Genomic DNA, 21,189 nt, shown 5'->3' on the forward strand with positions numbered 1-21,189 from the left:
TGCCTTGCCCTTGAATGAGTTATGGCTTCAGATACTCATTGCTCATACCTGCTGATTCATCGTCCATTCAGACCAAAGCGTTGTAGCCGCTCATTTCAGTCATCCCCCCATCTATTGGCGTTAGTCCCGTTGGACGATGTTGGTTGTTGCACTTGTGGGCACGCTGTTCACAACCTGGATAAGAGGCCATGACAAGCTCAAAGGAGATGGACATGAAGCATAAAGATAAGGTGGTACTGATCACCGGCGCAGGTCAGGGCATGGGACAAGCCATGGTGCAACGCTTTGCCAGTGAAGGCGCCCGGGTCGTTGCGATTGATATCAATCAGCAGGCCGCACAGGAGACTGCCCTGAGTTGTGAAGGTGAGGTGATTGGTGTTGCCTGTGACGTGTCTGATTCTGCCTCGGTTCGCGATGCCATGGCTAAAGCCGTGGCCGAATTTGGTGGCCTGGATGTGGTTATTAATAACGCAGGGGTGGGCTCGGTAGATGAGTTTATCAATACACCGGATGAAAACTGGGCCCGTGTTATTGGCGTTAATCTTACCGGTACTTTCCTTTGTTGCCGTGAAGCTGCCCGCATCATGCAGGAGCAGGGGGGCGGTAACATCATCAATGTCTCCAGTACTGCCGTCGCGTCGGGTGAAGGCCCAAGCCACTATGTGGCATCCAAAGCCGGTGTTATGGGGCTGACCCGCAGTATCGCCAGAGAGCTCGCACCTTCGGCTATCCGCGTTAATACCCTGGTGCCCGGACCAACCAATACCCCCATGATGGCCGGGATCCCGGATGAATGGACCCAGGCCATGATAAGTGCCATCCCCCTGGGTCGCATGGGCGAACCCTCCGATGTCGCGGCGGCGGCTTCTTTCCTGGCATCCGAAGACGCTGGTTTTATCACCGGTCAGAACATCGCCGTTAATGGCGGCATGGCTTTTCTGTAATCAGCCCGGAGCAATGAGTATGAGCACTGAGACGATGGAAGCGCGTATCGACCGGCTGGAATCTATCGAAGAGATACGCCAGCTCGCAGGTAAATACGCTTTGTCACTGGATATGCGGGATCTGGACGCCCATGTGGGCCTGTTTGCACCGGATATCCGGGTTGGCCGGGAGAAGACGGGCCGTGCTCATCTTAAAGCCTGGGTTGATGACACCTTAAGGCACCAGTTTACCGGCACATCCCACCATATAGGCCAACACATTATTGAGTTTATCGATGCTGACCATGCGGTGGGGGTGGTCTATTCAAAAAATGAACACGAGACAGGCCCCGAGTGGGTGATCATGCAGATGCTCTACTGGGATGACTATGAGCGAGTCGATGGCCGCTGGGTGTTCCGTCGTCGCTTGCCCTGCTATTGGTATGCCACAGATCTGAACCGGGTTCCCGTTGGTGATATGAAGATGCGCTGGCCTGGTCGTGAACCCTACAGCGGAACTTTCCACGACCTGTTTCCCTCCTGGAAAAGTTTCTGGGCCAATCCGCAACAGGACAAAGATCTGCTGCCTCAGGTCGCTGAACCCGCGCCGCTGGAGCAATTTTTAAATCGAATGCGCGGTGACACTCCACCGCCGAAAATCCGGGTCAGATAAGCTGATGCTGCTTGGCAGTACTACCAAAACACTCACAGAGAATCCCCACAGAGAAAGGAGTTCCCGTGACGATAAACATACAGACATCGCAACTGGTTGCGCCTGAAGTCACCCAGGCAAAAATGGATTTGCGCGCCAGCGCTGCAGCCAGGATTAAACCTTACGCTCAATACACCCTCGCCGACAGGCTGGAGGAGCAAGCTGCAGTACACGGTGACAAACCATTTATCATCTATCAAGGACAGAGCTTTTCCTATGCCGAGGTGAACACCCAGGCCGATAAGGTTGCTCATGCGGCTTATGAGTTGGGGTTAAGAGCAGGTGACGTATGTGCAGTAGCGCTGGAAAACCGTCCTGAGTTTTTTGCCACCTGGTTTGGATTGACCAAATTGGGTGTTGTAGTTGCCTTTATCAATTCTCAAATTAATGGCGTCCCTCTGGTGCATGCCATTAAAAGCACTGAAGCCAAAGCTGTGATTCTGGGGGAAGAGTGTGCAGAGCTGTTTGTACAGACCTTAAGTGAGCATCCCGAGCTTGCCGATGTTCCACTGTACATTCTGGAAGATAAAGAGAAGCCGGCAAATTGTGATACCTCATGTTTCTCTGATCGTTTCACTGCCATCCTCAGCAACATGGATGAGCGAGAGTTTCCTCGTGAGCATCGCCGGGATATCACCGCAGAAACACCAACACTGTTGATCTTCACCTCGGGCACTACTGGCCTGCCAAAGGCCGCTATCTACAGCCATCTGCGCTGGCTGACATCAGGGGATGTGATGCAGGTTACAGTGAATGCCGGTGCTGAAGATGTCTTTTATTGCTGCCTGCCTTTGTACCATGGCGCGGCAGCAACGTCAGTGACCTCCACGGCCCTGGCAGGTGGCAGTGCCATCGTCGTGCGTCGTAAGTTCAGTGTCCGTGAGTTCTGGAAGGATGTGCAGACCCACAATATTTCTGTGGTGCAGTACATAGGCGAGATCTGCCGTTACCTGCTCAATTATGACGATGCCGTCAATGACAGCAAAGGTAACCGCGACCATAAGTTACGTTGCATGCTGGGCGCTGGCCTGACAGCTGAATCATGGCGTCGCTGGCTGGATAAATTTGGTGACATGGAGGTTTATGAAGGCTGGGGGTCTACCGAGGCCAACACCAACCTGATTAATCTGGATAACTATATCGGCTCCTGCGGTCGGGTACCTGACTGGAACAGGACCAATTTTCGCCTGGTACGGTTTGACATGGAAACCGAAACTCATCTTCTCGACGACCAGGGTAACTATATTGCCTGTAAGCCAGGTGAGGTGGGTGAAGGATTGGGAATGATCATCAATCACCCCGAGTTTGGAGGTGGCCGTTTTGAAGGTTACACCTCAAAAGACGCTACTGAGCAAAAAATACTCCGCAACGTGTTCGTTGAAGGAGATGAGTACTGGCGTTCGGGAGACCTGCTGAAGTTTGACCATGACGGCTACTTTTACTTTGTGGACCGTATAGGGGATACCTTCCGTTGGAAAAGCGAGAACGTGTCGACCCAGGAAGTTGCCGCTGCACTGGATGACTTCAAGGGCGCAGAAACCATCAATATATATGGCGTGCAGGTACCAGAGCATGAGGGCCGTGCCGGTATGGCTGCCATCGTAATGCAGGCTGGCGAGCGTTTTGATCCACAGGCGCTGTATGAACTGACTGAACAGCGTCTGCCCCGTTACGCCACACCCCAGTTTGTGCGCGTCAGCGAAGCCGCCGATATGACCTCCACCTTCAAGCTGCGCAAAGTTGATTTGCAAAAGCAGGGTTATGACCCCAGGGCCGTTAACGAGCCTTTATATATTCGAAACGACAAAGCCGGTACCTATCAGCTGTGGTCTGAGAGTGTACTGCGTGACATCGGCTTCCCGCCGTTTGACGGAAGCAATAAGGAGTAATCAATGGGATTGACAGGGAATGCCGCCATTGTTGGCGCGGCACAGTACAAGCCTGAAAAATACCAAAGCGCGCCTCAGATGTTTCATCTGGAGCAGGTTGCGGATTTGGCCAGATTGGCACTGCGGGATGCGGGAATGAGTATTAAAGAACTGGACGGTCTGGTTATCCATGGCCCCCAGTTTCACGAGGCTTCTATCTTTGTACCTGCTATGGCTGCGGAGTATCTGGGGATAGAACTCAATTTTGCCGAAGTGGTGGATCTGGGTGGTTGTACCTCAGTCGGGATGATCTGGCGTGCCGCTGCAGCAGTTGAAATGGGACTGTGCGAAGCCGTGCTCTGTGTCATTCCTGCACGCATGGCACCTTTTGGGCCCAATGATGACCCTATGTGGATGGCCCAGGCAATGCGTTATGGCGGTCACTCAACTGCCTTTGGTGCACCGGAAGCCGAATTTGATCTACCTTATGGCCACCTCGGACAGAACACAGGTTATGCCATGATCGCCCAACGCTATGCCGCCAAATACGGGTATGATCCAGAGGTGATGGCCAAAATCGCCGTTGACCAGCGTTTCAATGCTCAGGGACATCAGGATGCCATATTCCGTGGCAGTGAATTGACTGTTGAACAGGTACTGGCATCGAAAATGGTGGCCGATCCTCTTCATATCCTGGAGATTGTGATGCCCGTCGCCGGTGGCGCTGCTGTGATTGTCACATCAAAAGAGAAGGCGGCAAAAGCCAAAAATCGACCGGCGTTTGTCACAGGCTTTGGTGAGCGGCTGTCTTACAAATCACCCTCTTATGCCAATGAAATGACGGTAACTCCGCTGGCACAAGCAGCGTCAAAGGCGTTTGCCATGGCTGGAGTGAGGCCTGAAGATATGGATGCCGCCCAGCTTTATGACTGTTACACAATTACTGTGCTTTTATCCCTTGAGGATGCAGGATTCTGCCCTAAGGGTGAGGGTATGCGCTTCATTCGAGAACACAACCTGACCTATAAAGGCGATTTCCCACTCAACACCCATGGAGGTCAATTGAGCTTTGGCCAGTCCGCATCGGCTGGAGGCATGTCTCAGGTGATTGAGGCCTTCGATCAGATCGCCGGCCGTGGTGGTGAGCGTCAGCTTGCAAGAGCGGACCAGATTTTTGTCAGTGGAACAGGCGGCGTGATGAGTGAGCAGGGCGCTTTGATTTTGCAGGGAGGCTAACTTATGAGTGTTAAACCTATGCCAGTAGCGACGTCGATTTCTCAACCCTTTTGGCAGGCCCTGAACGAAGGAGAGCTGCGTATTCAGCAGTGTGAAGACTGCCGGGGCTTTGTGTTTTATCCCAGAAATCACTGTACTCATTGTATGAGCGACAAGCTCAGTTGGAAGCCGGTATCCGGAGAAGCGACCCTGTACACCTATACGCTGACAAGAGTCCCGACCTTGCCTGAATTGGCAGATGAAATGCCTCAGGCACTGGCGGTAGTGGAGCTGAAAGAGGGGGTAAGGGTAAACACCACCCTGACCGGGCTGGATGAAAGTGAGATTCGGGTGGGCATGAAGCTTAAGCCTGTGTTCCATAAAGTGGATGCCAGCGGCAATACTCTGCTTCGTTTTACCGCAGAGCACAAAGCTCTGGATATTATCCCTTATAACAACCCATTTGAGAGCCTGAATCGCAATGCCAAAGGTCAGATCCAGGTACCTATATCCAATCTGGCGGCGATGTCGGCCCTCGCCAATAATGAGTTCACCGACTGGAGTGAAGCGATCACAGTTGACCAGGCTTTGATCAATGCCTTTGCCGACTTGTCAGGTGATAACTATTGGATCCACACAGACCCTGACAAAGCCGCTAAAGACAGCCCGTTTGGTACTACAATCGCTCATGGCTCTTTAGTCCAGGTATTGCAATCCCGTATGCAATTCGCACTGCCGTTTGAGGTTGTAGGTTTTAAAGCCATGGTGAATTACGGCTCGAACCGTTTGCGCTTTCCGGCACCAGTGCCGGCTGGCAGTCAGATCCATGCCAGGGCGAAAGTTAAAGCGGTAGATGCGACGCCCAAGGGGATGCAACTTACCCTGGAGGTGAATATCCATGTGGTGGGTCAGGAACGCCCTTCGGTTATTAATGATCTGGTGATCTTCTACCGCTGAGCTTTATGAGGGAGCAGGTATTTAACGCCCTGGTTAACGTTTAAATCCGGGCGTGAATAGACTCCCTCACAAAAATCCCGGGCTGGACACCCTGGATACCAATAGCACCTGGTCGTTACTTCCGACTCAGTAAGCCTTCTGTTTTATGTCTGCCTTACTTATGCAGACAGCAGGCAACTGACCTTAGGCAACTGACTATTGAATACAGGTGCTACTTTAATCTCCAACCTTCCTTGCCGGCTGCTATCGTATGCCGGCTTTTTTATGCTCGCTTTTCGGTGTTAAGCCAATGTTCATCTTGAGCCCGACAAACTTGCCCGGTAGTTTGAAACCACTGTGATCGGCAGAGTTTCAATGTCTTATCCAAAGGAGAGCAGATGAAAAAGTTGCAACTTAGCGGAAATTACACCAAACAACAGGGCTTCAGCGGCGTACAGGTGATGCTTATCGTGTTGGCAGTAATATTGATCACCACTGCAACCAGCTTCTATATCATCAAAACTTATATCTTTCCTTCGCCTTTCACACCGGTTGAACTTAATCAGCAGGAAGCCAAAATGCTGGATAATAAGCTGGCGGCATTGGGGTGGGAAACTGAGACTCGAACGGATTCGCAAAGTGCCGTACAGCGGGGTAATACAAAATACGCTGAAAATGATAAGACAAATAGCACTCAAGCTGAGCTTTCCACGGCCCCGCAACGGGGAAGTGACCTTGCTCCTGAGCCATACAGCGAATCACCAGCCGACAGATTGGTCAGTTTCAGCGAGAAAGAGGTGAATGTCATGATAGCTCGCAGCCCTGATTTTGGCCAAAGAGTCGCCGTGGATTTCTCTCAGGATCTGGCCAGCGCGAAAATCCTGATCCCTGTGCCTGAGGATTTCCCTGTGATGCCGGGACAGATAGTCAGGGTAAGCGCTGGGCTGGATATCCGATTAGATGCAGACCGACGACCTGTTGTTGCTTTGGTTGGTGTCAGTGTTATGGGGGTACCCATTCCCAACGCCTGGCTTGGCAATATCAAGAGGGTGAATCTGGTGAATGAATTTGGCAGCGGCGGATTCTGGACGACATTTGCCGATGGCGTAGAGCATATTTCTGTTACTGAAGGACAACTCAATATAAAGTTACGACCATAACTCCTGTCGTTATCATAAATAGGGAAGTGCTATGACATCCTTGACCAGGGAAGATATTGCCAGTGTATTGGCTGAACGCCTCACTTATATGTCGAAGGACTTTGTCGGTCGTTCATTGGCTGTTGTTGATATAGGGATTTTCCCCTGGCATGGCACTGTCGAAATTTCACTCTTGTTTGACGATGAAGTTCATGGAGCAGACCTTGAAGAGATTGCTGCATGGCCTGCTTATGCCTGGAGTGATAAACAGGGAGCTGAATATTGGCAGGCTGGTGCCGAGCTTGGCAAAGTCTTTGAGAAGCAGTATCGGGAGGGCGTTCCCCTGGACAGCTTGTTGTTGCTGGTGGCCAATGCGTTAACACTGCCTGGTGTGACCAAAGCCCTTCGTGAGTATCAGGTTTCGGACAGATTCACGTTGCAGGTGTTAAATCCCGACACGACTGATGGGCCTAATTATTGTGCGCTTTAGTCCCCAGCTCCCGAAGGCATCAGCGGCTGCTGTTCCCAGCACCCTGGCATTAGTCTCCCGGCTTTAAAAAATGATCGAAAAATTTTAACAGAAGAGATGTTTTTCTATCGCACTGACGCCTTATTTCACCTACTTTTCCCCGAATTTACCCTCACCATTTCGCTTGTCTAAACTTTATTCTCCCTCTGATCATCAAATTCTGACCTTTGATAACTTGTTCAAGCGCGAATAATGCTCCATTACGGTTTTTAATTAAGGTCAAAACTGAGATTAGAACCCCTGATTCAGAATGATTTTGGCGGGGCGTTTTGGGTATGAATAAAATAATACTGCAATTAATACAGATAGATACCATAAAAGCTTCCCGCTCCATCAACCCTCCTTGTTCCGATGTTTTCCCCTGAAACCTCCTGTGAATCATCAGTCAGATCTCGCTAAATGAACTCAGCCGAACGGGGAAACCCCAACGCTGAATTGAAACGATAAAACTTAACACTGTACTTTACACGATTAGATATATGAGGAATTCATTATGAACACTCAAGACAAAGTAGAACTGATTGAAGAAACCCTTTTGGACAGCGTATCAGGTGGCGCAATGGACCGCGCATTGTGTGAAATCGACCTGTGTTCAATCGATATCTGTGACTGGCCTTGTTTCTTCGATTAAGAGTCGGAGTTGGACAATCAAAATTCGAATTTAATTATATAAAGGATTTACCTATGAACACTCAAGACAAAGTAGAACTGATTGAAGAAACCCTGTTGGACAGCGTATCAGGTGGTGCAATGGACCGTGCATTGTGTGAAATCGACCTTTGTTCAATTGATATCTGTGATTGGCCTTGTTTCTTCGATTAAAAGTCGAAACCAGGAACTCATGATTCAAATTTAATTAGATAAAGGAATGCACTATGAAAACTCAAGACAAAGTAGAACTGATTGAAGAAACCCTGCTGGACAGCGTATCAGGTGGAGCGATGGACCGTGAACTGTGTGAAATCGACCTGTGTTCAATTGATATCTGTGATTGGCCTTGTTTCTTTAATTAAGCGCCGCACATGACGAGTGCAGCCCCGGAGTCACTGAATCATAGACGTATAGGCCGTATGGCAAGGTTTCATCCCCCAATTGCTATATCCGACAACGTCAGCAAACCAATCAGCGGGTTCCGGGGCCCGCACTTCTCACACACATCGCAAGGAGTCAGCAATATGAAAGCCCCAGATAAACAAGAGATCTTAAAGTATCAGAACCAGGATGTGATCGACAGATTCATTAAAATCTATGGTGTGACAGAAGAGCAGGCCCAACAGATATTTACTGATGTCAAACTCTGGCTCTGGATGGCCTGCAAAGTGCGCGCTGAAGGTATTGATAAACCTTTGGTCATTGATACCGCTTTAGTAGTTATCGATGAGATGTGGCACAACTTTATGCTTTTTACCCGTGACTATACCCAGTTTTGCGAGCGCTATTTCGGTACCTACATGCATCACTCTCCCAATACCAAACCAAAGATCGCGGAAGAGAAGGCCAGCATGGAAGAGCTCTCTTTGAAGGAAAAAAGAGAATTGCTGATGGACAAAAAACGCTGGCAATATGAATTCGTCTACGACCACCTTGGAAGAGACGCGTTTATCCGTTGGTACAAAACCTATCCCGGTCTTTATACGCCTCACTCTTTGGCTGAAATGGCGCTGGAAGCAGAACAACAAAGGGTAGATGACAAGCAGGCTCAGCTCGAGGCTGCTATGGCGAAAGTAGCGTGATATCCGACTGGCTGCGGAGGTGAAGAATGTCAGATAAAAGACCAGAAAACTCTCTGTTCCGAGAAGAGGCAATGGCAGCCAGCTCATCCAATACCATGGGAAAAGTCCTGTTACGCCAGCCCAGAGAATATCGGTGGTACGCCATGATTCTGGCTGGCATTGTGCTGTTTTCACTGGTGTTGTTATTTACCGGTGAGTATGGCCGACATGCAAGGGTATTTGGGGTTATCACAGTAGATAAAGGTCTTGTGAAAGTCACCGCCATTAAAGAGGGGCGGGTCGCTCAGCAAGTCTTCGACCAGGGACAGTTGGTCGATAAAGGCGACCTTCTGTATGTGATATCCACCACCCGTCACAGTTCTACCGATAAAGACCTGGATGCCAGCTTGCTGGAGCGGCAAAAGTCACTACAAACATCGATGGAACGCGATCTGGAACTGGCACGGAATGCCTTTGATGATGAAATGGCACTGCTCGAGGGAAAGATTAAGGCTCGCCAGCAGGAAATCGCTCATCTCGACGAGCAGCTGGGTATTTATGGTGAGAGATTGGAGCTGTCTCAACAGGGAATTGCCAGAAACCAAAAACTGCTGAAGGCCGGCCATGTCAATCAGGTTCAAATCGATAACCTGATGGAAGCGCATCTGTCCCTGAAAACCCGCTTAAGCGAACTAAAGATGAAGCGCAGTAGCAGCCTTGCGTCACTTGACGAACTTCAGGTTCAATTGCGACTGAAGCCCGATGAGTTTGATGAGAAAGAAAATCGCCTGCAGCGGACTTTAATTGAGAATCGCCAGAGAATTGCCGACATTTCGGCCAATATCGACTATCAGATTTATGCTCCTTCATCTGGGGTTATTGGTGGCCAATACACCCATACTGGTGAGTTCATCCGCAAAGGCAACGTGTTGGCCACGCTTATTCCTAAGGGATCACAACTTCAGGCAGAGCTCTATGTACCTGCAGACGCCATAGGTTTTATTCAGTCAGGCCAGACCGTTGCCATGCGTTACAGCGCATTTCCCTATCAGCATTTCGGTGTCCAAAACGGACAGGTGGTTAACGTATCTAAAGTGATCTCCCTGCCGGAAGAGTTGGAAACCAGTATCAAGCTAGAGGGCGCAGTTTATAAGGTGACTGTGGCGATTGAGTCGCAGAGCATCAATGCAAAAGGTGACGATATTCCACTGGAAGCCGGGATGGAGTTGGAAGCCAGTATCAAGCTTGAAAAGCGAAGCTTGATGCAATGGATTTTGGATCCCATCTACAGTTTAAGGGACTCTTAATATGCAAGCCTTAATAGACAGGATTAATTTTACCGGTGGCAGCAAACTGCCTGTCATACAGCAAACAGAGGCTGCGGAATGTGGCCTTGCCTGTATGGCGATGATTTCCGCTTACCACGGTCACAATATTGGTCTGTATCAGCTGCGTCAGTTGCATAAACTGTCAGTCGCAGGTGCGACGCTTAAGGGCCTGACGTTGCTGGCCGACAAACTGGGGTTCTCTCACAGAGCCATAAAATGCGAACTCGATGGTCTGGAGCAGCTGCAGACACCCTGCATACTGCACTGGAACATGGATCACTTTGTGGTGCTCAAGTCCGTTGGTAAAAATGGCATCTGCATTCATGATCCTGCACTGGGAGAGCGTAAGGTCTCCATGGAAGAGGTAAACAGCAAGTTTACCGGTGTAGCGTTGGAACTGATGCCAACAGCGAAGTTTGAGCAGGAAAAGCAGGAACCCAAAGCCAGTTTCAGCAGTCTGTGGTCAAATCTTGATGGCTGGAAACAGTCCCTGGTCACCATTTTCACTTACTCCATGCTGCTGCAGGTCTTTATCCTGGCGATGCCTGTGTTTATGCAATTGACCGTGGACGAAGTGCTGATCAATGACGACGAAAACCTCCTGATGGTCTTGGCACTTGGTTTTGGGGCGATACTGCTGATGCAAACCCTGGCCACCGCCTTACGTTCACTGCTGATTATGTTGCTTGGAAATCAACTTTCCTTGCAGATGAACGCCAATCTGGTACGCCATCTGTTTAAGCTTCCCATGGACTATTTTGAGAAGCGGCATATCGGCGATGTGGTTTCCCGCTTTCGCTCTCTGGAGTCACTTAAAAATCTGTTGACCACGACTTTGATTGAGGGTTTGGTTGACGGTCTTATCATCATAGGCCTGTTGGTTATGATGTATCTTTACAGCGTTGAACTCATGCTGTTGGTACTGCTGGCATCTGTACTTTATCTGGGTCTCAGAACCATCTCATTTAAGACGCTCAGAGATGTCAGCCGTGAGCAGATCATCACCACCGCCAGAAAAGACAGCAACTTTATGGAGTCAGTACGTGGCATCCAAAGTATCAAGCTGTTCACCCGTGAGAGCGACCGCCTGAACTTGTTCAATAACCATAATGTGGATACCGCCAACGCAGGGATTAAGGTTGAGCGCTGGCGGGTACTGTTCCGCTGGAGCAACATGTTGATCTTCGGGCTGGAGAACATTCTGGTTATTTACCTTGGTGCTACCATGGTGATGGATACCCTGATGACTGTGGGTATGCTACTGGCGTTTATCTCCTATAAGACTCAGTTCGAACAGAAGACCGGTAACCTGATAGATAAGTATATCGAGTTCCGTATGTGCTCTTTGCATTTGGAACGCCTGGGGGATATCACTCTCACCGAGACTGAGCAGGATCTGGGTGAACGGGATGAAACCCGCCAGATATCAGGTTCCCTGGAAATGGCCGATATCAGATTCGCCTATTCAGATGAATCACCGGATATTCTCAGATCAGTCAACCTCTCTGTGCAGCAAGGTGAGTCAGTTGCCATTGTAGGCCCGTCGGGATGTGGCAAAAGCACACTGATGAAAGTGATGCTGGGTCTGTTAAGTCCCTCTTCGGGCAAAGTGATGGTAGATGGCTTGGATGTTCGCAAAATGGGGCTGGTTAACTACCGCAGCCAGGTGGCCAGTGTGATGCAGAACGACCACCTGCTGTCAGGCAGCATCCTGGAAAACATCAGCTTTTTCAGTGAACAACCCGATGAACTCTGGGCGGAAGAGTGCGCGAAGCTTGCTGGTGTCCACCAGGACATTCTTAACCTGCCTATGGGATACCGTTCCCTGATCGGAGATATGGGCTCCAGTCTGTCGGGTGGCCAAATCCAAAGACTGCTGCTTGCGAGGGCACTCTATAAAAAGCCAAGCATTCTATTTCTCGATGAGGCGACGTCCAATCTGGATTTAGCGACCGAACAGAAAGTGAATCAGGCTATTAAATCCCTGAACATTACCCGTGTGATGATCGCACACAGACCTCAAACCATTATGTCTGCTGACCGGATTATCCGTTTTGGTAAAGGGCGCTGTATGGAAATCAGTAAGGATGAATACAAGAATCGTCGGGCGCCAACAGGCGGCCAGGCCGCCAATGGTGTGACTGCATAGCGATGAAATAAAGGCTAAATTATTGATAGATAAAGGAGCTTGAAAATGAACAAGTCAGAACTGAGTAAGCAGGAGTTGATTGAAGAAACCCTGCTGGAAAGAGTGACAGGAGGCGCAAACGCCATCGTCGATGATGAAGATTGCATCCCCATGCTTTGTGAGCCAGGGCTTTGTATCTGCATGACAAATTAGGGTCTGTTGACCTTTGAAGATGGTTTTTGCAGCTTTTTGTCGTTGTTTTATACAAAGCAACGCGATTGTGGTGTAGTTATTCTACATAAATGAGCGTTAATGCAGTAGAAAGCGACGACAAACGCTGCCCGAAGGGCTCGGCTATACGCGCTTTACTCTTTGTTGCAAGGTATTTGCTTAGGCCCACTAGGCGGCACACCTTGCGTCGCGATTAAAGCGCGTCTATCTCGAGCAAAATTCAACCATGAAAGGTCAACAGACCCTAATCATGTCGACAAATATCACTGTCCACTACAGAGACCTTGCTACTCACCAGCGAGGTCTTTTTCATTTTATCCTGAAAGTCTTTAAGGTTGGCCTCAAGCTCCTCTCTGAAGAGACTTTTTCCCTGACATTTTTGCAGCACAAAATTACAGGTTCTGACTACTGATCGCCATCTGGGTTTTTGCGGCAGGGTATTGAGGCTGAAATAGCGCTCCATGGCTCTTGCTCTGAGTCGTCCATCATCTATGCCCACACTCCAAATCTTACTTTGTTGCGCCAATTCAAGCTTACCTGTCTGGGTGGTTTCTTCCCACATTTGCAAGGATTGATGCATCAGGTCCACCAATTGAGTCCTTACCTGCAATACCTGATCTTCTGAATACTCGTTTGCCTGTTCGTCGGTGGCTTTAAATACCGCTTCCTTGTCATAGTGAGTAACAGGCCTGGACTGATTTAGCTCCTGCGTTACTTTGCCGTCATTTTCTGTCCCACTCTCCATACTGTTGTTCAAACCATTGTCTTCAACTTGTGCTGGTTGACTGGAGTGAGTCTTTGGGTTTGGTGATTCATTGTCGGCTGGCTTGGCTTTATGGCGGTGACGCCTGACGGAATTGGCGACGATAAATATCAAGCTCAACAAGAGCGCACCTGCACCGACATAAATGGTTATGAGGCTATAGTCATCTTTTGTTTGCACTGTAGGGGTAAAACTGAATACCGTTTGTAACCTGCTAGTGCCTATTGCATCTTTCAACGTCAGCTGAGAGTTCAGAGTTTCAGCATATTTTTTCCAATAAAGGCTGGATGCCTGATAGTCATTGGTTTTTTCGCTCACTTCCGCCATTGCGGTATAAAGCCGTTGCTGAAGTTTGTACTCTGTATTGCTTTCTATCAGTGTTTTGGCTTGTTCAAATGCAGCTAAGGCTGCTGTGTAATTACCTTGCTTGGCCCATATTAATCCTTGAACAAGTTCAAGTTGGGGGCTCTTTTCTGAGCTGTGCACCAGGTTTGTTGCGAGAATCGCCTCATCGACCCAATGTTGAGCTTGCTCAGGGTCTTCGGCTTTGATCTCAATTTCTGCCAGTAGTATGTAGGTATAGGCCAGATGACGATATGACCTGTGTGTCTCAAAAATACCGGCTGCCTGAGTCAAGAGTGCGATCGCTCTTTCCTTATCTCCATTTAGATCAAAGGTGACGCCCAGGCTTGAGAGGGTGGAAGCTGCTCTTATGGGTTGGTCCATATCATTCAGCAGTGAATAGGCTCTGCGATAGGAAACAATCGCTTCTTCATAGTCGCCAGTGTCGCGATAAACAGTACCGAGATTGTTTAGCACGCCTGCTTGTCCAGTTTTATTGCCTTCGGACACATGAATGTCATAACTTTTCAGCAGTAGCTGGACGCTGGTATCCAAATCCCCATAGACTTTGTAGATGTTGGCCAGATCGTTATAACCCAGTGCAACCAGAGTGTCATTTTGCAGTTTAAGCGATATTTTTATCGCTGCTTCGAATTGGTTGAACGCTTCTTCATAGCGGCGCCATTTGAAATGAATAATACCAAGCTGCCTTAAATTCTTAACTTCACTCTCACTACCACTTCCGCCGGTTACCTCAAGTAATTCAGTTAAAACAGTTTCAGCTGAACTCAGATCACCAGATTTTTGGTAGAGCTTGGCGAGCGCCATCACATTGGTGGCGTAGTTTTGGTCATTACTTTCTGAGTCTGCGACTAGACGTTCGCAGGAAAGTATTAACTCTCCCTGATCCACTGGTGCAGTTTTATCTGGCTGACAGGAGTTCTCCTGTGCAGTCACCATGACAGGAACAAATATCGAGAGGACAACGAAAAATATATAGGTAAATCTGGCAGTCACTGGCAAATCGGCTCCATCCAATTAGTTCACTCCAGAGCTCTAGACTAGCAGCATGTGTTGCAAATGTTTACCAAAACAACACAAGCAACTGTTTGCGACTATTTCATGGTGGCCGCGGGTAAGTTTTGACCTGAAAATGAACTTTGCAATCGACTAAATCAGATTTAGGTCAGCTTATATACCGACCTGCAATCACCTGAATAAGTGAGTTTTTTTGTGAAAACCATCCCGCTAAACGCCCCGGGCTTTGCCTCACATCGTCCCGACAGCTTCCTTTAAACTCGAGTCGATTTGGTAAAAATTGTTATCAACAGCACGGCAAAACGCCACTGAATATTGTCCCTCACTTGCCCAGTACAAAAGGCAATCAGAAGGACTTGATTGGGAAAAAGGAGCACCAGATGAACAGCAATCATAAGCAGTCTAAAGGTAACATTACCAATACCACTGACATTGAAAGTAAAGACATGGAAACCAGAGATAAGTTGACTCTGATTGAAGATGCTTTGATAGAGTCAGTATCCGGTGGTCGGGAAGGTGAAAGCGGTCTTTGTATTCCTGTGCAGTTTTGTGAAGTTGACCCTCCTAAACACCCTGGTGAGTAACAGATATAATTGACAGGGCCCGCAGTCGGGCTCTGTTTTGTTAGTGTTATTTAAGCTATACAGACCCTGGATGGGCTGTCACTCCTTCCCGCAATTCCTTTCGCCGGTCTCAGCGCCGACCTTTTCAGATTGAATCCCCGTCTTTTCATAGTGCCACCAGCGTTAGTCTCAACGGACGATGAGCCAATTGCGCCCGATTTCCATAATCGACTCAATCAGAAAAACCGGAGGACGGGATTATGGATATTCGTGCTTTGGGCTATTACGTGGCTCAGACCGACAAGCTTTCAGAATGGAAAGCCTATGCAGAAGATGTACTGGGGATGGAGACCCGGAACGCACCGAATGGTGGTCTGTACATCAAGATGGATGACAGACCTTTTCGTATGCTGGTGGTTGAAGGCCCGGAAAAGCGCTATCTGTCTTCTGGCTGGGAACTGGCGTCTAAAGCTGCCTTCGATGATGCACTGAAAACCCTTGCTGCGCACGGTGTGAGCTATGAACTTGCAGATCAGGACCAGTGTGCTCAGCGAGGGGCGCAGCAACTCGCGATATTCCGGGATCCCGCCGGCAATTGTCATGAAATCTATTGGGGATTCCTGTCTGATTGTGAGCCTTTTACTTCACCTCAGGGCGTGCCTAAATTTCTGACTGATGAGATGGGCCTGGGTCATACGGTATTGCCAGCCCCTAACTTTGATGAAACCTATGAGTTTCTGACCAAAGTGATGGGATTTGGCCTGTCAGATATCTACAACTTTAAGCCAGCACCGGATGCACCTAATGTTCGCATTCACTTTATGCATTGTGCCAATCCCCGTCATCACAGCTTAGCTATATGTGAGTTTCCGGTTCCAAGTGGCTGCGTCCATGTGATGGTGGAAGTGGAGAATATGACTGAAGTAGGTCGTGCCCATGACCGTCGTATCGCTCACAAGGTGCCTCTGTCTGCCACGCTGGGTCAGCATCTGAATGACAAAATGACCTCCTTTTACATGAAGACTCCCTCCGGATTTGACCTTGAATATGGTTGCGGTGGTCTGCAGATGGACTGGGACAAACACAGCGCTTTTGAATTCACCAAAGTCAGCATCTGGGGACATAACTTCTCTGTCGGTCAACCCTCAGAAGGCGGGGAGGCGGGTAATGAATAAGCTGATGACTACCCGGGAGATGGTCAGTCGCCTTGAGAACGGCATGACCATAGGGATTGGGGGCTGGGGTCCTCGTCGCAAACCGATGGCCCTGATCCGTGAGATCCTTAAATCAGATCTGAAAGATCTCACTGTGGTTGCATACGGCGGCGCAGATGTGGGCATGCTGTGCGCAGCAGGCAAGGTCAAAAAGGTGATCTTTGCATTTGTTTCTCTCGATTTTATTCCCCTGGAGCCTTTCTTTCGTCAGGCACGTCAATCCGGTGAGCTGGAGGTGATGGAAATTGATGAAGGTATGATGCTGCTCGGCCTGAGGGCTGCAGCCTGGGGTTGTCCTTTTATTCCAACCCAAATTGGTCTGGGGACAGACGTGGTCAGGGTCAATAAGGAACTCAAGCTGGTGGACAGTCCTTATGACAACAAAGAGTGGGTAGCTATGCCTGCACTCAAACTGGACGCAGCTCTGATCCATGTGGATCGTGCTGATAGCCGCGGCGTATGCCAGATTAGCGGGCCTGACCATTATATGGATGACTGGTTTGCCCGCGCGGCAAAGCATACCTATGTAACCTGCGATGAGCTGACTGACAACAGCTCCCTGACGGCCACTGAGGCTCGTAATGTGTTTTGGGAACGTAGCCTGACAACCGGCGTGGCCTGTATACCGGGCGGTGCCCATCCTACTTCCTGTGCACCTCTTTATGGGTTCGATACCGCCCATTTCAAAGAGTACAACTCCTTCGCCCGTGAAGGCGGATTTGCCGCTTACTTCGACAAATATGTTCAGGGAACTTCAGAGTCTGAATATCAGCAAAGAGTCGGCGGACTGGATGCCATCCAACAGCTGGCTTTGCCGGTTTACTGATCTCAAGGAGCAATCATGACCCAAGCAGTCACTCAGTACAGCCTGGCAGAGCTGATGATCTGTGCCGCTGCCGAAGCCTTTCGTGAAGATGGCGAGGTGTTGGCAACCGGAATAGGTGTTATCCCAAGGCTGGCAGCCAGCCTGGCGATGAAAACCTTTAACCCTGATCTTATGATGACGGATTCAGAAGCCTATTTGTTGTCAGAGCCCAATCCAATAGGTAACCGCGGGGATGATTTTGTTCAGGCAAATGAAACCTGGATGGGGTTTTCCCGCATATTCGACAACGTTTGGAGTGGCAAACGCCATGCCATGGTAGGTCCAACCCAGATCGATAAATATGGACAGGCCAACATCTCAGCCCTGGGCAGTGATTATCACAAACCCAAGGTGCAGATGCTCGGGGTCAGGGGCTTTCCGGGGAATTCGATCAGTCATGGCAATTCATTCTTTGTTCCCAGCCATAACAAGCGTGTCTTTGTTGAGGGTGAATGTGACATGGTGGCCTCCATTGGCTATAACCCTGAACGCCTGCCTAAGGGATACAGCCTGGACGATATCGACATCCGCCTGGTGATCACAGACCTGTGTGTGATGGATTGGAAGGGGCCAAATCACAGTTTGCGTCTTATGAGCTTGCACCCCGGGGTTACTCTGGAGCAGGTAAAGGAAAATACCGGATTCGAGCTGAGTATTCCCGATACTGTCGGAGTTACTCCTGCGCCAACCGCTGAACAGCTGGCGATTATCGCTCAGCTTGATCCCCACAACATTCGCGCCAAACAACTTAAGGACAATCCGCCGGGAGATCGGTCTGCCAATGCCAGGGAGCAGGCAAAGGAGGCTGTATGAGTGAGGGATTTGTGCAGCAAAGCGCTGAGCACTCAAGCGAGTTGGTCATTGATGAGGTGGTGACGTACAAAGTCAGGGAAGGGGTGGCAGTAGTTAGCATGTCCAGGCCTGAATATAACAACGCCCAAAACTCTCAGATGACCTATGCACTGGATAAGGCGTTTCGCCTGGCCTGTGATGACGATGAGGTTAAAGTGATCATACTGGCGGGTGAAGGGAAGCACTTCTCCGCAGGCCATGACATTGGTACCCCGGGTCGTGATGTGGATAAGAGTTTCGAGCGCACCAGTCTTTGGTATGACCATACCAATAAACCCGGCGGCGAGTTCCTTTATGCCCGGGAGCAGGAAGTCTATCTGGGGATGTGCCGTCGCTGGCGGGAAATTCCAAAACCCACTATTGCCATGGTGCAGGGAGCTTGTGTGGCGGGTGGTCTGATGCTGGCCTGGGTATGTGATTTGATTGTCTGCAGTGACGACAGCTTCTTTCAGGACCCCGTGGTTCGTATGGGGATCCCTGGCGTAGAGTATTTCGCCCACGTTCATGAACTCAACCCCCGAATCGCAAAGGAGTTTCTGTTTCTTGGCGAGCGTATGCCTGCCGCCAGAGCCTATGAAATGGGCATGGTAAACAGGGTGGTCCCGCGGGAAGCGCTGCTGGAAATCACTCATACTATGGCGGCTAAAATCGCGGCTATGCCTCGCCTGGGTCTGCAGCTGACCAAGCAGGCAATCAATAACGCTGAAGATCTGATGGGTAAACGCAGCACCATGGACATGGTTTTTGGTCTGCACCACTTTGCCCATGTACACAACGAGTCTGTTTCAGGTGACAAGCTGGGTGGCTTTGATGCGAAAGCCATGGCCAATGCCAACAAAAAGCAGGTGGCCGGGCAGGAGCCGAAAGGTAAGTCGAATGGGGCCAGTGCCCGGGAGGCATCATGACACAGATTGTGGCGCCAACATTCCCCTGGAAAACCCCGCTAACTGAGCGCCTGGGCTGTCGCTATCCGATTATCCAGACCGCGATGGGTTGGGTTTCTGATGCCAATCTGGTGATAGCAACCACACAGGGCGGAGGTTTTGGCTTTCTTGCCGGCGCAACTATCGATGCGGACAAATTGGAAGGTGAAATCCAAAAAGTACTAGACGCCACCGGCGGCAGTAACTTTGGACTCAACTTTCATATGTTCCAGGAAAACGCATTGCAGTGCGTGGAGCTGGCTATTAAATATCGGCTCAAAGCCGTCAGCTATGGCCGGGGACCGGATAAGGAAGCCATCGCCAGGCTTAAAGCCGCCAATGTGCTTTGTATTCCGACTGTGGGGGCGGTTAAACATGCGATAAAGGCGGTTCAACTGGGTGCAGATATGATCACCATTCAGGGAGCAGAGGGTGGTGGTCACACAGGTTCAGTGCCGTCATCAATTCTGTTGCCTCAGGTGTTGGACGCAGTAGATGTCCCTGTCATCGCCGCCGGAGGTTTTTCGACCGGACGGGGTCTTGCGTCTGCATTAGCCGCAGGAGCATCAGGCATTGCTATGGGCACCGCTTTCTTGATGACCAAAGACTCACCCACTCCGGAAGATACTCTTGCGCGTTATGTAAGTGTCAATGACCCTCAGTCAGTTCGCGTCACCCTCGCGGTAGATGGCATGCGCCATCGCATGATTGATAACACCTATATCCAACGTCTTGAAAAAGCCTCTCCTTTTGGGCGCTTGCGGATTGCGCTTGCCAGTGCCTGGAAGTGGAAACAGGAAACCGGTATGACCCTGGGTCATATGTTCAGTGTGTTCTTCAAAGCGTTCAAAGATGACCGCTCTGCGGTTTCTCAGGTAGTGATGTCGGCCAATCAACCTGTGTTGCTGCAGCGCTCTATGGTGGAAGGTCAGCCTGATGCGGGTATTTTGCCCAGCGGGCAGGTCGCAGCGGCCATAGGAGAGTTGAAGACAGCCGCTGAATTGATCCAGGGAATTGCCGACCAAGCCACTGATTGCCTTAACAGCCTGGCGTCAAAGCAGACTCAGGGCGCAGTCAGCCTCAATAACAACGAAAACACAAAACAACAGGAGGCGTGCTGATATGACGCAGAACAATAAAGGAGCCAGCGCATTCAGCACCTCGCTGGATAACGGCATTGCCGAACTTGTGATTGCCAAGCCCCCGGTGAATGCGCTCGACAGTTATGAGTGGTTCGCACTTGCAGATGAAATCGACAGGCTGGGCGCTGACGAGAATGTTCGGGTGATAGTTCTCCGGGCAGAAGGTCGCGGTTTCTGCGCCGGGGTGGATATCAAAGAGTTGGACAAACATCCGGAGCGAATCGTTGCCGTCAATGCCGGTAATTACGCAACGTTTAAAGCAGTTCACAGAAGTCCTGTACCTGTTGTTGTCGCAGTGCATGGATATGTATTGGGCGGTGGCATAGGCATCACAGGTGCTGCTGATATCGTGGTGGCGTCTGAATGTGCCAGCTTCGCTCTGCCTGAGGTAGACAGAGGCGCCATGGGCGGCGGGGCGCATTTGCAACGTCTGTTCCCGGTACAAAAAGTTCGTTACCTGTTTTTCACCGGTGACGCCATTTCTGCGCCGGATGCCGAACGATATGGCTTTATTGAGCGCATTGTACCCAAAGCTGAGCTCAGAGACACAGCCTTGGCTATTGCGGCAAAAATTGCGGCAAAAAGCCCGGCCATGATCCGTATCGCCAAGGAGGCCCTAAACGGCATTGAAGATGGCAATCTGGAGGATAAATACCGCTGGGAGCAGGGCTTTACACTGCAAGCCTATACGTCACCGGACTCGGCAGAAACCCGCCGGGCTTTCGTGGAAAAACGCGACGCCAGGTTTTGATTCAGGCTTGGTCAG

Annotated in this window: 22 protein-coding genes; 21 read left to right on the plus strand and 1 reads right to left on the minus strand. The window is 50.0% G+C overall.

What is annotated here, in order from left to right; all coding sequences use genetic code 11:
- Positions 1-212: 212 nt before the first annotated feature.
- From L2725_RS14600 to L2725_RS14665, 14 genes are all read left to right on the plus strand, one after another.
- A complete protein-coding gene (locus L2725_RS14600; protein ID WP_249249599.1) occupies positions 213-944 on the plus strand; it encodes an SDR family NAD(P)-dependent oxidoreductase in 732 nt (243 codons plus the stop codon).
- Positions 945-963: 19 nt separating this feature from the next.
- Entirely contained in the window at positions 964-1,596 is a 633-nt protein-coding gene (locus tag L2725_RS14605; protein ID WP_249249600.1) for a nuclear transport factor 2 family protein, read from the plus strand.
- Between the two features lie 65 nt (positions 1,597-1,661).
- A complete protein-coding gene (locus L2725_RS14610; protein WP_249249601.1) occupies positions 1,662-3,524 on the plus strand; it encodes a long-chain-acyl-CoA synthetase in 1,863 nt (620 codons plus the stop codon).
- Between the two features lie 3 nt (positions 3,525-3,527).
- A complete protein-coding gene (locus tag L2725_RS14615) occupies positions 3,528-4,739 on the plus strand; it encodes a thiolase family protein (protein ID WP_249249602.1) in 1,212 nt (403 codons plus the stop codon).
- A 3-nt stretch (positions 4,740-4,742) separates the two neighbouring features.
- Positions 4,743-5,675, plus strand: coding sequence for a bifunctional OB-fold nucleic acid binding domain-containing protein/MaoC family dehydratase (locus tag L2725_RS14620; protein ID WP_249249603.1), 933 nt, complete (start codon positions 4,743-4,745; stop codon positions 5,673-5,675).
- 377 nt (positions 5,676-6,052) lie between these two features.
- A complete protein-coding gene (locus L2725_RS14625) occupies positions 6,053-6,814 on the plus strand; it encodes an arginine N-succinyltransferase (protein ID WP_249249604.1) in 762 nt (253 codons plus the stop codon).
- Between the two features lie 31 nt (positions 6,815-6,845).
- Positions 6,846-7,283: a hypothetical protein gene (locus L2725_RS14630; RefSeq protein WP_249249606.1), complete on the plus strand. Its 438-nt coding sequence runs from the start codon at positions 6,846-6,848 to the stop codon at positions 7,281-7,283.
- 532 nt (positions 7,284-7,815) lie between these two features.
- On the plus strand, positions 7,816-7,953 hold the full coding sequence (locus L2725_RS14635; RefSeq protein WP_162807153.1) for a hypothetical protein: 138 nt from the start codon (positions 7,816-7,818) through the stop codon (positions 7,951-7,953).
- Between the two features lie 53 nt (positions 7,954-8,006).
- Positions 8,007-8,144 (plus strand): hypothetical protein, encoded by a 138-nt coding sequence (locus L2725_RS14640; protein ID WP_162807153.1) that lies wholly within the window; start codon positions 8,007-8,009, stop codon positions 8,142-8,144.
- 53 nt (positions 8,145-8,197) lie between these two features.
- Positions 8,198-8,335, plus strand: coding sequence for a hypothetical protein (locus tag L2725_RS14645; RefSeq protein WP_249249607.1), 138 nt, complete (start codon positions 8,198-8,200; stop codon positions 8,333-8,335).
- 162 nt (positions 8,336-8,497) lie between these two features.
- Positions 8,498-9,055: a glycine-rich domain-containing protein gene (locus tag L2725_RS14650; protein WP_249249608.1), complete on the plus strand. Its 558-nt coding sequence runs from the start codon at positions 8,498-8,500 to the stop codon at positions 9,053-9,055.
- Between the two features lie 26 nt (positions 9,056-9,081).
- Entirely contained in the window at positions 9,082-10,341 is a 1,260-nt protein-coding gene (locus L2725_RS14655) for an HlyD family secretion protein (RefSeq protein ID WP_249249609.1), read from the plus strand.
- 1 nt (position 10,342) lies between these two features.
- The gene (locus L2725_RS14660; protein ID WP_249249610.1) at positions 10,343-12,511 is read left to right on the plus strand and encodes a peptidase domain-containing ABC transporter; all 2,169 of its coding nucleotides are present in this window, start codon (positions 10,343-10,345) and stop codon (positions 12,509-12,511) included.
- Positions 12,512-12,556: 45 nt separating this feature from the next.
- Positions 12,557-12,703 carry a hypothetical protein gene (locus L2725_RS14665; protein WP_249249611.1) on the plus strand — a complete coding sequence of 49 codons (147 nt, stop codon included), beginning with the start codon at positions 12,557-12,559 and terminating at the stop codon, positions 12,701-12,703.
- 262 nt (positions 12,704-12,965) lie between these two features.
- Here L2725_RS14665 and L2725_RS14670 read toward each other — a convergent pair whose 3' ends face one another.
- On the minus strand, positions 12,966-14,864 hold the full coding sequence (locus L2725_RS14670; RefSeq protein WP_249249612.1) for a tetratricopeptide repeat protein: 1,899 nt from the start codon (positions 14,862-14,864) through the stop codon (positions 12,966-12,968).
- Positions 14,865-15,244: 380 nt separating this feature from the next.
- Between L2725_RS14670 and L2725_RS14675 the strand changes: the two genes are divergently transcribed.
- The 7 genes from L2725_RS14675 to L2725_RS14705 all read left to right on the plus strand — a co-directional run bounded on the left by L2725_RS14675 (position 15,245) and on the right by L2725_RS14705 (position 21,174).
- Positions 15,245-15,448, plus strand: a complete 204-nt coding sequence (locus tag L2725_RS14675) for a hypothetical protein (protein ID WP_115136740.1) — start codon at positions 15,245-15,247, stop codon at positions 15,446-15,448.
- Between the two features lie 239 nt (positions 15,449-15,687).
- On the plus strand, positions 15,688-16,602 hold the full coding sequence (locus L2725_RS14680; protein WP_249249613.1) for a VOC family protein: 915 nt from the start codon (positions 15,688-15,690) through the stop codon (positions 16,600-16,602).
- The gene (locus L2725_RS14685; protein WP_249249614.1) at positions 16,595-17,467 is read left to right on the plus strand and encodes a CoA transferase subunit A; all 873 of its coding nucleotides are present in this window, start codon (positions 16,595-16,597) and stop codon (positions 17,465-17,467) included. Before L2725_RS14680 ends, L2725_RS14685 begins: the two co-directional genes overlap by 8 nt.
- Positions 17,468-17,482: 15 nt before the next feature.
- On the plus strand, positions 17,483-18,319 hold the full coding sequence (locus tag L2725_RS14690; RefSeq protein WP_249249616.1) for a CoA-transferase subunit beta: 837 nt from the start codon (positions 17,483-17,485) through the stop codon (positions 18,317-18,319).
- Positions 18,316-19,263: an enoyl-CoA hydratase gene (locus L2725_RS14695; RefSeq protein WP_249249617.1), complete on the plus strand. Its 948-nt coding sequence runs from the start codon at positions 18,316-18,318 to the stop codon at positions 19,261-19,263. The genes L2725_RS14690 and L2725_RS14695 overlap by 4 nt, the downstream gene beginning before the upstream one ends.
- Complete coding sequence (locus L2725_RS14700; RefSeq protein ID WP_249249618.1) at positions 19,260-20,402, plus strand: NAD(P)H-dependent flavin oxidoreductase; 1,143 nt, start codon at positions 19,260-19,262, stop codon at positions 20,400-20,402. The genes L2725_RS14695 and L2725_RS14700 overlap by 4 nt, the downstream gene beginning before the upstream one ends.
- A gap of 1 nt (position 20,403) precedes the next feature.
- Positions 20,404-21,174 (plus strand): enoyl-CoA hydratase family protein, encoded by a 771-nt coding sequence (locus L2725_RS14705; RefSeq protein ID WP_249249619.1) that lies wholly within the window; start codon positions 20,404-20,406, stop codon positions 21,172-21,174.
- Positions 21,175-21,189 lie beyond the last annotated feature (15 nt).

Source organism: Shewanella corallii, from assembly GCF_023349125.1.
Taxonomy (GTDB): Bacteria; Pseudomonadota; Gammaproteobacteria; order Enterobacterales; family Shewanellaceae; genus Shewanella; species Shewanella corallii.